10 protein-coding genes and 1 pseudogene are annotated in these 11,558 nt (G+C 62.0%); 7 read left to right on the top strand and 4 right to left on the bottom strand.

Features of this window, described 5'->3' with window-relative positions; genetic code table 11:
* Both ACZYOF_RS38825 and ACZYOF_RS38820 read left to right on the top strand, forming a co-directional pair.
* Positions 1–626: lipocalin-like domain-containing protein (locus ACZYOF_RS38825; protein WP_463719046.1), on the top strand; the 626-nt coding region annotated here is incomplete at its 5' end.
* 561 nt (positions 627–1,187) lie between these two features.
* Positions 1,188–1,466, top strand: a complete 279-nt coding sequence (locus tag ACZYOF_RS38820) for a hypothetical protein (protein ID WP_463719045.1) — start codon at positions 1,188–1,190, stop codon at positions 1,464–1,466.
* Between the two features lie 153 nt (positions 1,467–1,619).
* Here the strand turns inward: ACZYOF_RS38820 and ACZYOF_RS38815 are convergent, their stop codons facing one another.
* Positions 1,620–2,681, bottom strand: coding sequence for a ketopantoate reductase family protein (locus tag ACZYOF_RS38815; RefSeq protein ID WP_463719044.1), 1,062 nt, complete (start codon positions 2,679–2,681; stop codon positions 1,620–1,622).
* Between the two features lie 335 nt (positions 2,682–3,016).
* Between ACZYOF_RS38815 and fabA the strand changes: the two genes are divergently transcribed.
* A complete protein-coding gene (gene fabA / locus ACZYOF_RS38810; RefSeq protein WP_463719043.1) occupies positions 3,017–3,547 on the top strand; it encodes a bifunctional 3-hydroxydecanoyl-ACP dehydratase/trans-2-decenoyl-ACP isomerase in 531 nt (176 codons plus the stop codon).
* A 68-nt stretch (positions 3,548–3,615) separates the two neighbouring features.
* Here the strand turns inward: fabA and ACZYOF_RS38805 are convergent, their stop codons facing one another.
* Both ACZYOF_RS38805 and ACZYOF_RS38800 read right to left on the bottom strand, forming a co-directional pair.
* Positions 3,616–4,461: an IclR family transcriptional regulator gene (locus tag ACZYOF_RS38805; protein ID WP_282526308.1), complete on the bottom strand. Its 846-nt coding sequence runs from the start codon at positions 4,459–4,461 to the stop codon at positions 3,616–3,618.
* 109 nt (positions 4,462–4,570) lie between these two features.
* On the bottom strand, positions 4,571–6,700 hold the full coding sequence (locus tag ACZYOF_RS38800; RefSeq protein WP_463719042.1) for an acetate--CoA ligase family protein: 2,130 nt from the start codon (positions 6,698–6,700) through the stop codon (positions 4,571–4,573).
* 217 nt (positions 6,701–6,917) lie between these two features.
* Between ACZYOF_RS38800 and ACZYOF_RS38795 the strand changes: the two genes are divergently transcribed.
* The 4 genes from ACZYOF_RS38795 (at position 6,918) to ACZYOF_RS38780 (ending at position 11,220) form a co-directional block, all read left to right on the top strand.
* A complete protein-coding gene (locus ACZYOF_RS38795; RefSeq protein WP_130581667.1) occupies positions 6,918–7,613 on the top strand; it encodes a GntR family transcriptional regulator in 696 nt (231 codons plus the stop codon).
* A 61-nt stretch (positions 7,614–7,674) separates the two neighbouring features.
* Positions 7,675–9,405, top strand: coding sequence for an oxalyl-CoA decarboxylase (oxc, locus tag ACZYOF_RS38790; RefSeq protein WP_463719041.1), 1,731 nt, complete (start codon positions 7,675–7,677; stop codon positions 9,403–9,405).
* 193 nt (positions 9,406–9,598) lie between these two features.
* Positions 9,599–10,876 carry a formyl-CoA transferase gene (frc, locus tag ACZYOF_RS38785; RefSeq protein WP_130581660.1) on the top strand — a complete coding sequence of 426 codons (1,278 nt, stop codon included), beginning with the start codon at positions 9,599–9,601 and terminating at the stop codon, positions 10,874–10,876.
* 206 nt (positions 10,877–11,082) lie between these two features.
* Positions 11,083–11,220: a hypothetical protein gene (locus ACZYOF_RS38780; RefSeq protein ID WP_165421361.1), complete on the top strand. Its 138-nt coding sequence runs from the start codon at positions 11,083–11,085 to the stop codon at positions 11,218–11,220.
* 230 nt (positions 11,221–11,450) lie between these two features.
* On the opposite strand, the pseudogene ACZYOF_RS38775 reads toward ACZYOF_RS38780, so the two are convergent.
* Positions 11,451–11,558 (bottom strand): annotated as a pseudogene (locus tag ACZYOF_RS38775) (IS5/IS1182 family transposase); the annotation flags it as partial.

Genomic DNA, 11,558 nt, shown 5'->3' with positions numbered 1-11,558 from the left:
CGACGGCTGGCAGACCCTCGCCAGCAAGCCCATTGCTCAGCCGGTTGATCTTGCCGCCTGAGCAGATATCATCCGTTCACCGGAGACTCGCGACGGACAAATTCCAACCAAGTTCGCGACGGCACCTGAAGCTATCTACCATTGCGATTGTATCCGTCGCTGCGCTTTTCGCCCTAGCTGGGTTGTCGGCGAATGCGCGACCACTGAACAAGGTGGCGGGCACATGGCGGATGGTCGCCGCGCAGATCGATCCGGATGGAGGGAACCTCCCGGCGTACGGGCCAAAACCGAACGGCATGCTCGTCTTTACCGAGGATATGCATTTCGTCGAGGTTCTGAGCGACTCAACGGTTCCGCGCTTCGCGTCGAGTGCGCGCGGCAACGGGACGGATCAAGAAAATCGAGCAGCCATGGCCGGAGCTATCGGGTTCGCAGGTACATACACGGTCGATGAGAACGGAGAATTCAGTGGCAACAAGGTGGAGGTTTCGACCTTTCCAAATTGGATTGGAAGTGAACGTACTCGCAAAGAGCTTACGCTCATCGTGGACGGCGATCGAATGACAGAAAACTTCCAGAGGCCGGAAGGAACACGGATCCGCATAACTTTTGAGCGCGTCCGGTAGCTTAGAGCATGATCCGGAAAAGTGGAGACCGGTTTTCCGAAAAAGATCATGCTCAAACAAAGAGCTAGAGCGGGATGACGATTCGAAGAAAAGTCATCACGCTCTAGGACGAAGCGGCGCGCGTCCGTTACGACGCCCCAAGCACGACGAGCCGGCACCTCAAAGGACTCCGGACAGTCGCGCGATGCAAGGGTGGATTACGCGTTCGCTAAGCCACCCTGCGCTTAGTGATGTCCGGTCGTTGGGGTAAACTGGAGATATTTCAAGACCGCGCTGAGGTCCGAAAAGACCCCGAGCTGAATCGCGCTCCCGCTTTCACCATGTCGGTCGTCTGAACCAGGGCGGACATCGCTGTGCGCGTGCCTCGACGCCGCTTTTGTGAAGGGTTTCGGATGCCGGCCGCTGTTGACAGACATCCAGTTAGCAATGGCGATACCGCGAGTTCTTCCGAGCTATAGTTGTCTCGGCAATCCCAAAGTGATCTTCCGGTTCTGAGTGCCCCCAACAAGCGCCGCGTGCATTGATTTCCTACATTTATCAACGAGCGAGGGTTACTTGTTAATGGATGAACGGCATCCTGACGCGCGCTGGGCTGCTCCGCTGTCCGATAAAGAGGATGGAAACCTGTATATGAATGGTGATTGGCTGTCGGCACTGCTCTCATGGTGGCCGTTCGTGCTGCTCATTGGTGCATGGATCGTGGTTTCGCGTTTTACCAACCGCACAAAATCGGGGGTTTCGGTAATCCAACTGTGTGAGCAGCAGCTCACCGAAACGCAGCGGATAAATGCCAATCTAGAGCGCATCGTGGCGGCTCTCGACAAGCGCCCGCAATGTTAGGTGTCTTTATAAGAGACCTTTCGCTTGGCGACATTGCCCTGCAGCCAGTCCGCTGTTGGCCCGTACCTGTCCGATTCAAGTGGACGGAATTTGTCTGCCCACCCGGTAGTTCAGACGTCAACCCGTTCTGCGCATCAAGGCGAGCAACGCGGCTCAGTTCAGCCGCAACTCAGTAATGTGCCGCGGATCCGGGCTCAGCTCATTCCGCTCCACGCGCTTGACGAGGTCGGTCAGCACGGCATTGGCTGCGCAGGACAGGCCGATCTTCTCGCCCTCACGCACCACGAAACCGTTGAGGAATTCGATCTCGGTGCGCCGGCCCTTCTGCACGTCCTGGCCCATCGAGGGACGCTGCTCGGAGGAGGTGCGTTTGCCGTCCTTGAAGCGCTGCTCGTCGCAGACGCGCATCGCCGTCTCGTCGCCTTCTCCGGCGCGCGCGATCGTCTCAGGCGACAGGTGCAGGATCTCCTCCAATTGACAGCCGAGCGCCTGGCCGACGCGGATCGCTTCGCTGCCGAGCCGGGTGGAGAAACGGCGGATCGGCTCGCTTTGCAACATGTCTCCGCCCGACAGACCCGTGCAGGCCGAGATCCCATTGCCCATGACGTTGGCAACCAGTTTCGACCAGCGCTCGCCCCACAGATTGCCGGTCACTTTGGCGCTGTCCGAGTAGCCCACCAGACGGCAGATTTCTTCCGCCCGAGCCGTGACGCGACCGTGCACTTCGCCGGTGCGAAATACGGTGTGCGCCGCCCCGCCCTTGCCGGCGCCGCGGTGAATATGGCCGGGTTCAGGCAGATTGACGGTGATGCTGCTGGCAATGCATCCGAGCGTCTTGCCCCAGCCGACGATGCCGGCAATCGTCTCTTCATTCATGCAGTTCTGCAGCGACACCACATAGCCGTCGGGCGCCAGATACTGCTGGATCAGCATGGTGGCCCAGGCGGTGTCGTAAGATTTCATGCAGACGAAGGCGATGTCGACCGGCTTCTCCTTGGCGAGCTGCTGCGCGTCCGTGATGTGCAGCGCGCGCACGGGAACCGAGAATTCCGCGACGTCCCTTGCGTGCGTGACGCGCAGTCCGTGCTTCCTCATGTGGTCAATATGCTCGGGCCAGGGATCGATGAACGTCACGTCCTCGCCGGCCTGCACCATATGGGCACCGACATACCCGCCGACCGCACCAGCTCCGACGATAGCTATCTTCCGACCCATGTTTTCTCCCCGGCATTGTTCTTGCGGTCAGGGAAGCAACCGGTCCCCTGGTTCGTGAGGCGTCAGTTTAGTCGATCCAGGCCTTTCGCCAATGGTCCACCTTGCGCCCAACAGCGGACGTTACTGCCGGTTCAACCTCTGACAGGGAGCCGACTTCGGCGTTGTGCGAACCGGCGACCAGCCCAGACTTGCCATCGAGGGCGGCCTCGCGGCGACAGCTTTCGACCATTCGCCCCTGATCGCACTTGAATTGAACTCAATCCAAGTACACCCTGACCGCGAGTACAGACGTCGGCGTATACCCCCGACCGCTCACCACCAAAGGCCTTGTTGTCTTGCCCAACCCACACGACTTTCACACTCCGCAATCGTCCTACACAAAAGACGATCTGCTCAAATCAGGTGAAGGTGGCTATTTTGGCCCAGGCAATGCACAGTTGCCAGCACCGCCCATGCTTATGATGGACCGCATCACAGACATCAGCATGGACGGCGGCGAATTTGGAAAGGGCCATATCGTCGGCGAGTTGGACATTACGCCGAGCCTCTGGTTCTTTAATTGCCACTTTCCTGGCGACCCTGTGATGCCGGGATGTCTGGGTTTGGACGCGATGTGGCAGATGATCGGTTACTGGCTCGGCTGGTCGGGCTCACCAGGCAAAGGCCGCGCCATCGGTGTTGGCGAGGTGAAGTTCAGAGGCCATATCACGCCAGAAGTCAGACGCGTTCGCTATGAGGTTGATATGCGCCAGGTAAGGCGCGGCAGACTGGTTCTCGGAGTTGCGAACGGCCGCGTGCACGCCGATGACACATGCGTCTACGTTGCCAGAGACATGAGGGTTGGTCTGATAACGCCCGCGATCTGAGCTGTAGTCAGCGACGCAATCCATCTCTCCACACAGGCGGATGCGCCCGCAATGACGGCGTTGTCTTCTCAGCCAGCCGTCGCAGCCGGCACGAGGCCACCGAGCGCAAGCGTCAGCTCGGCCGCCACTTCGCGCACGGTCTGGCCGAGCGTGGCCAAGCGATCGTCGGTCAGGCGGCTGGTCATGCCGGAGACCGAGATCGCCGCCAGCGGCTCGCTGCAATCGTTGTAGACGACGGCGGCGATGCAGCGCAGCCCCATGCAGGCTTCCTCGTCGTCGACGGCGTAGCCTTGGCGGCGGACCCGTTCAAGTTCCCTGAACAGGTCGCTCGGCCGCGTGATGGTCTTCTCGGTCAGGCGCGGCATACCGTGGTGGCGGATGATCGCGCTGACGTCCTCATCCGAGTAGGTCGCCAGCACCGCTTTGCCGACGCCGGACGCCACCATCGCCACACGGCCGCCGACCTTGGTCAGGGAACGCATGATCTCGCGGCTCTCCATGCGGGTCAGCACGACGATGAACTCATCGTCGACCACGGCGAGGTTGGCGGTCTCGCGCGTGAGGTCGCGCAGTTTGCGCAGGTAAGGAACTGCCTGTGCGGTGAAGTTGCGGCGCCTCGCAAAGGTGGCACCGACCGTGAAGCTGCGGGCGCCGACATGCCATTTCGATTCGGTACGGTCGAATTGCACGAAACGGCGGCTTTCGAGCGTTGCCAGCAGACGATGTACGGTGGAGGTCGACAGCCCCGTGCGGATGGCGAGATCGCTCAAACGGTAGCCTTCATCGTCTTCGGCGAGCGTCTCGATGATCGAGAGCGCACGGTCGACGGATTGCACGCCGCCCTCGCGCGAATCGGCCTCAGGATCCGCGTTGGCCTTCTCGACGGACTTGCGCCGGATCACGTCTCTCTTCATCGCGACCTGCATTCCCAGACACAGACCGAGTTTGTGGAGAGTCCCCTCACCCGAAGCGTTCAATCAAAATGCCGCTCCGACTGACGTCGAAGCGGCATTGATCTTCTCGTTAGAGCAGACCCGCGCCGCGCGCCCATTTGTACTTGGCCCCCAGCACCTCGACCGGCAGTTCGGTCGAATAGGCATAGGCCGGGATGCCGTGCTGATAGAGATACTCGGCGGCCTCCTCGACCTCGACGTCGCCGGCGAGCGAGGCCACCATCGGCTTCACGAAGCCCTTGGCCTCCATCTCCTTCTTCACCTCGACCATGTTGCGCGCGAACACCATCGGCGGCGTCACGATGGTGTGCCAGTAGCCGAGGATCAGCGCGTGGATGCGCTCATCGGACAGGCCGAGCTTCACCGTGTTGACATAGGTGATCGGCGGCTCGCCACCGGTGATGTCGACAGGATTGCCGGCGGCGCCGAATGGCGGGATGAACTTGCGGAAGGCCGCATCCAGGTCCGGCGGCATCTGCATCAGCGACAGGCCGTTGTCGACCACGGAGTCGGAGAGCAGCACGCCCGAACCGCCGGCGCCGGTGATGATCAGCACGTTCTCGCCCTTCGGCGTCGGCAGCACCGGCACGCCGCGGGCGAATTCGAGCAGTTGCCGCAAGCTGCGGGCGCGGATCACGCCGGACTGCTTGAACACGTCCTCATAGATCTTGTCGTTGCCGGCGAGCGCGCCGGTGTGAGAGCTGGCCGCCTTCGCACCCGCCGAGGTGCGGCCGGCCTTCAGCACGATCACCGGCTTTTTCTTCGAGACCCGCTTGGCGGCTTCCGCGAAGGCGCGGCCGTCCTTCAGGTCTTCGCAGTGCTGCGCGATCAGATTGGTGTTCGGGTCCTGCTCGAAGAAGGCGAGCAGATCGTCCTCGTCGATATCGGACTTGTTGCCGAGGCCGACGATCGCGGAGACGCCCATCTTGGCCGAGCGCGAGAAGCCGATGATCGCCATGCCGATGCCGCCGGACTGCGATGACAATGCCGCATGGCCCTTGACGTCGTAGGCCGTGCAGAACGTCGCGCACAGATTGGCCGGCGTGTAATAGAAGCCGTAGATGTTCGGCCCCATCAGCCGGATGTCATATTTCTTGCCGACTTCGACGATCTCGGCCTGCAACTCAGGCGCGCCGGCTTCGGCAAAGCCGGACGGGATCAGCACAGCGCCGGGAATCTTCTTCTCGCCGCATTCGGCGAGCGCACCGGCGACGAATTTCGCGGGGATCGCGAACACGGCGACGTCGATCACCCCTGGCACATCCTTGACGCTCTTGTAGGCCTTGTAGCCGAGGATCTCGGGCGCTTTGGGGTGGATCGGATAGATTTCGCCCTTGTAGCCGCCGTTGATGAGGTTCTTCATCACGGAGTTGCCGATCTTGCCGTCTTCGGCGGAGGCGCCGATCACGGCGACCGCCTTCGGCTGCATGATGCGGTTCATCGCGGCGACGATTTCCTCGGTCGGGCGCGGCGCCGGGCGCGGCTTGTAGTCGAAATCGACGACGATGCGCACGTCGGCCGCGATCGCGTCCTTCTTGGTGGCGAAGACCGGATTGAGGTCGAGCTCGACGATTTCAGGGAAATCGCTGACCAGCCGCGAGACCTTGACGATGACGTCGGCGAGCGCCTCGCGGTTGACGGGATCGCCGCCGCGCACGCCCTTGAGCATCTCATGCGCCTGGATGCCGTCGAGCATCGACAGGGCGTCTTCCTTGGTCGCGGGCGCGAGGCGGAAGGTGATGTCCTTGAGCACTTCGACCAGCACGCCGCCAAGGCCGAAGGCGACCAGCTTGCCGAACGAGCCGTCGGTGATCGAGCCGATGATCACCTCGGTGCCGCCGCCCAGCATCTGCTGGACCTGCACGCCCTCGATCTTGGCGTCCGCCTTGTACTTCCTGGCGTTGGCGAGAATCGTCTCGTAGGTCTTCTCGGCGTCAGCGGCGGTCTTGACGCCGACCACGACGCCGCCGGCCTCGGTCTTGTGGAGAATGTCCGGCGAGACGATCTTCATGACCACCGGGAAGCCCATGCCGGACGCGATCCGCGCCGCCTCGGCCGCCGACTTGGCGACGTCCTCCTTCGGGACCGGTATCCCGTAGGCATCGCAGACCAATTTGCCCTCCGGCGCCGTCAGGCTCGTGCGCTTGTCCGCTTTGACCGCATCGAGAACTTTGCGGACTGCTTCTTTTGAATTTGACATCGGCTTCCTCCCAGGACAAATTTGATGGCATTTGGTATGCCAGAAGCCAAAAAGTCAAGCCGGTCTTCGCTCGCCGGATGCAGAAAACAATGGCAACTTGACATTCTGGTATTTGGCATGCCAAAAACCTGACGGCATTTCTTCTGCTAAGAAGGCGTCTTCCAAACGGAGGAGACGAGTCGTGCCAACACCGAAGGAAACCAAGGCATCGCCTATTATGGCTGAGGCAGATATTGCGATCGTCCGGATCGCGCCAGAGACGAGCTTCAAGAACAAGGCTTACGAAGCCTTGAAGGAAGCTATTCTCAAGATGGACATCTATACGACGCCCGAGCCGGTGATGCTCGATGAGCGTGCGTTGTCCGAGCGCCTCGGCGTCAGCCGCACCCCGATCCGCGAAGCGATCGCCATGCTCGAACAGGACGGTTTTGTCAAAACCGTGCCGCGCCGCGGCATCGTCGTGGTCCGCCGCACCAAGACCGAGATCGTCGACATGATCCGCGCTTGGGCCGCACTCGAGAGCATGGCCGCGCGGTTGATCACGACCACCGCGCGCAAGAAAGACATCACGGCGCTGCGCGACTTCTTCAAGGATTTCAGCAGCGACCGCCGGCCGGAAGATCACATCGAGGAATATTCCAAGGCCAACATCGCCTTCCATCAGGCGCTGATCTCGCTGTCCGAGAATCAGGTCCTGGTCGATATGACCAACGACATCCTCTTGCATGTCCGCGGCTACCGGCAGCTCACGATCGGGCGGAAGGATCGCACCGCGACATCGCTACCCGAGCATCTCGGCATCATCGAGGCGCTGGAGGCGCGCGACACCGAGCTTGCGGAAAAGCGCGCGCGCGACCACACGCTTGGCCTTGCCGCTTACGTCGAAGCGCACGGCCAGGAACTTTTCACTTAGAGCGTCACTCAGAAGACGACGAACTCGTCCGAACCAGAAAAGCCAGAGGGAGACCATGCCCATGCTAAATACCGCCACCAAGACCGAAGCACCGGGCACGGAACAAGAGCTTACGGACGGCTTTCACCTCGTCATCGATGCGCTGAAGCTGAATGGCATCGACACCGTCTACGGCGTGCCGGGCATTCCGATCACGGATCTCGGCCGCATGGCGCAGGCGGCGGGCATTCGCGTGTTGTCGTTCCGGCATGAGCAGAACGCGGGCTACGCGGCGGCGATCGCGGGCTTCCTGACCAAGAAGCCCGGCGTCTGCCTGACGGTGTCGGCGCCAGGCTTCCTCAACGGGCTTACCGCGCTGGCGCACGCCACCACCAACTGCTTTCCGATGATCCTGGTCTCGGGTTCCTCGGAGCGCGAGATCGTCGACCTGCAGCAGGGCGACTATGAGGAGATGGACCAGCTCGCGATCGCCAAGCCGCTCTGCAAGGCGGCGTTCCGCGTGTTGCACGCGCAGGATATCGGCATCGGCTTTGCGCGCGCGATCCGCGCCGCCGTGTCCGGCCGTCCCGGCGGCGTCTATCTCGATCTGCCGGCAAAACTGTTCTCGCAGGTGATGAATGCCGAAGCCGGCCAGAGGTCGCTGGTGAAGGTGATCGATGCGGCGCCGGCGCAGATCCCTGCCCCGTCGGCGGTGAAGCGCGCACTCGACGTGCTCAAGGGCGCCAAGCGTCCGCTGGTCATCCTCGGCAAGGGCGCGGCCTACGCACAGGCCGATGACGCCATCCGCAGCTTCGTCGAGAAGAGCGGCGCGCCGTTCCTGCAGATGAGCATGGCCAAGGGCCTCCTGCCCGACACGCATCCGCAATCCGCCGGCGCCGCGCGCTCGACCGTGCTGAAGGATGCCGACGTGGTGATGCTGATCGGCGCCCGCCTCAACTGGCTGCTCTCGCATGGCAAGGGCAAGACCTGGGGCGATGCACCGAAGAAATTCATCCAGGTCGATATCGAGCCGAAGGAGATGGATTCCAACGTCGAGATCGCGGCTCCCCTGGTCGGCGATATCGGCTCCTGTGTCACCGCGCTGCTCGAGGGCATGGGCGGCAACTGGCCGGCGCCGCCTGCCGACTGGACCACCAAGGTCAACGCCAAGCGCGACGAGAACGTCGCCAAGATGGCGCCGAAGCTGATGAGCAATGCCTCGCCGATGGATTATCACGGCGCGCTCGGCGTGCTCCGCACCATCATCAAGGAGCGGCCGGACGCTATCTTCGTCAACGAAGGCGCCAACACACTCGACCTCGCCCGCGGCGTCATCGACATGTATCAGCCGCGCAAGCGGCTCGATGTCGGCACCTGGGGCGTGATGGGCATCGGCATGGGCTATGCCATCGCAGCCGCCGTCGAGACCGGCAAGCCGGTGCTCGCGGTCGAAGGCGACAGCGCCTTTGGTTTTTCGGGCATGGAGATCGAGACCATCTGCCGCTACGACCTGCCGGTCTGCGTCGTCGTCTTCAACAATGACGGCATCTATCGCGGCACCGACACCAACTCGGCCGGCGCCGATCCCGCAACCACGGTGTTCGTGAAGGGCGCACGCTACGACAAGATGATCGAGGCGTTCGGCGGCGTCGGCGTCAACGCGACCTCGCCGGATGAATTGAAGCGTGCCGTCAATGCGGCGATGGACTCCGGCAAGCCGACCCTGATCAACGCGGTGATCGATCCGGCGGCCGGCTCGGAGAGCGGCCGCATCGGCAATCTCAATCCGCAGAGCGTTCTGAAGAAGAAGTAACGGATCAACTGAACGGCGTCATTCCCCGCCAACGGGTCGGCCGAATGGCCGCCCGATGACAGGCTCCGGCGGGGGATCCAGTAGCCGCCGAGCTATCGTGAGGCGAACACTGAGCCCGACTGAATCGACGGTGATTACTGGATGCCCGCCTTCGTGGGCATGACAGCAACAGGTAGTAACAAGGAGAGGACAGATGACTAAGGCGCTTACGGGCGTTCGCATTCTCGATTTCACCCATGTCCAGTCGGGGCCGACCTGCACCCAGCTCCTGGCCTGGTTCGGCGCCGACGTGATCAAGGTCGAGCGCCCGGGCGTCGGTGACATCACGCGTGGCCAGTTGCAGGACGTCCCGAACGTGGACAGCCTGTATTTCACCATGCTCAACCACAACAAGCGCTCGATCACGCTCGACACCAAGAACCCGAAGGGCAAGGAAGTCCTGACCGCGCTGATCAAGAAGTGCGACGTGCTGGTGGAGAATTTCGGCCCCGGCGTGCTCGACCGCATGGGCTTTCCCTGGGAGAAGATCCAACAGATCAACCCGCAGATGATCGTGGCCTCCATCAAGGGCTTTGGCCCGGGGCCGTATGAAGACTGCAAGGTCTATGAGAACGTCGCGCAGTGCACGGGCGGCGCGGCCTCGACCACCGGCTTCCGCGACGACGTGCCGCTCGTCACCGGCGCACAGATCGGCGACAGCGGCACGGGACTGCATCTTGCCCTCGGCATCGTCACCGCGCTGTTCCACCGCACCAAGAGCGGCAAGGGCCAGCGAGTCACCGCGGCGATGCAGGACGGCGTGCTCAACCTCTGCCGCGTCAAGCTGCGCGACCAGCAGCGTCTCGCCCATGGCCCGCTCAAGGAATACAGCCAGTTCGGCGAAGGCATTCCGTTCGGCGACGCCGTGCCGCGCGCGGGCAATGATTCCGGCGGCGGCCAGCCCGGGCGCATCCTGAAGTGCAAGGGCTGGGAGACCGATCCCAACGCCTACATCTACTTCATCACGCAGGCGCCGGTCTGGGAGAAGATCTGCGACGTGATCGGCGAGCCCACCTGGAAGACGCATCCGGACTACGCCAAGCCGGCGGCACGCTTGCCGCGGCTGAACGAGATCTTCGCCCGCATCGAGCAGTGGACTACGACCAAGACCAAGTTCGAGGCGATGGAGATCCTCAACCAATACGACATCCCCTGCGGCCCGATCCTGTCGATGAAGGAACTCGCCGAGGACCAGTCGCTGCGGGCGACCGGCACCGTGGTCGAGGTCGACCATCCCACCCGCGGCAAATACCTGTCGGTCGGCAACCCGATCAAGCTGTCGGACAGCCCGAGCGAAGTGCTTCGCTCGCCGCTGCTTGGCGAGCACACCGACGAGGTGCTGCGCCAGGTGCTCGGCTTCACCGATCACCAGGTCGCCGAGATCCACGACTCCGGCGCGCTCGCTCCGCCGCAGAAGCAGGCGGCTGAGTAAGAGGGTTACCAACTTGGAAGCAAAAGGCCGCCGGGTTCCCGGCGGCCTTTTTGACATTCGGAATGCCAAACAACCGGTTTATGCTGCACTGCAGAAAGCGGATGCTGCTATGCAAACAAATGCGTGGTCACTGGCATCTGGTATACATAAATAGTCCCCAGATCATGAAGCGGAGTTCCGCTGCAACTTCAGAGAAGGGGGACATCATGTCCAAGACTGCTTCCATCGCAATTTCGGCGCCGACCTCGCTGTGGGGACGTTTGATGGCCACGATCGATCGGCTGCTGATGAAGAGCGCCGAGATCTCCATCCGCAACGGCGACCTGCCGCGCTTCGGCCTCTAAGGCCCCATAGCGACACGAATTCCGGCGGCGAATGTCGTCGGGGTGACGCCCACGAGACTCACATTTTGTTTGAACGAATGGCCCCTGCTCCGGGGCCTTTCTTTTTTTCTTCCCGAATGACCGGTAACAGCCCAACTGCGACAAAGTAGCTCGGAAAGTGGTCCACCACGCGGATTGTTTGCAAGCTGGTATGTCGCATACCTTACGTAGGCGCTAGGTCGCGTGGACAGTTATCTTAGCCAGAGCAGAGTTGCGGCGATAGCGACGACAGCGAAGTAATTTCGTGCGGTTTTTTCGTAGCGCGTAGCAACGCGCCTGAAACGCTTCAGTTTCGAGAA

Source organism: Bradyrhizobium sp. LeoA1Lang (assembly GCF_055413685.1).
This window is presented reverse-complemented; position numbering and strand designations above follow the sequence as displayed.

Bases quoted from the DNA above. Each gene is read 5' to 3' on its own strand.
- ACZYOF_RS38820 (WP_463719045.1), top strand. From the start codon at position 1,188: ATGGATGAACGGCATCCTGACGCGCGCTGGGCTGCTCCGCTGTCCGAT.
- ACZYOF_RS38815 (WP_463719044.1), bottom strand. From the start codon at position 2,681: ATGGGTCGGAAGATAGCTATCGTCGGAGCTGGTGCGGTCGGCGGGTAT.
- ACZYOF_RS38805 (WP_282526308.1), bottom strand. From the start codon at position 4,461: ATGAAGAGAGACGTGATCCGGCGCAAGTCCGTCGAGAAGGCCAACGCG.
- ACZYOF_RS38800 (WP_463719042.1), bottom strand. From the start codon at position 6,700: ATGTCAAATTCAAAAGAAGCAGTCCGCAAAGTTCTCGATGCGGTCAAA.
- ACZYOF_RS38795 (WP_130581667.1), top strand. From the start codon at position 6,918: ATGGCTGAGGCAGATATTGCGATCGTCCGGATCGCGCCAGAGACGAGC.
- oxc (WP_463719041.1), top strand. From the start codon at position 7,675: ATGCTAAATACCGCCACCAAGACCGAAGCACCGGGCACGGAACAAGAG.
- frc (WP_130581660.1), top strand. From the start codon at position 9,599: ATGACTAAGGCGCTTACGGGCGTTCGCATTCTCGATTTCACCCATGTC.
- ACZYOF_RS38780 (WP_165421361.1), top strand. From the start codon at position 11,083: ATGTCCAAGACTGCTTCCATCGCAATTTCGGCGCCGACCTCGCTGTGG.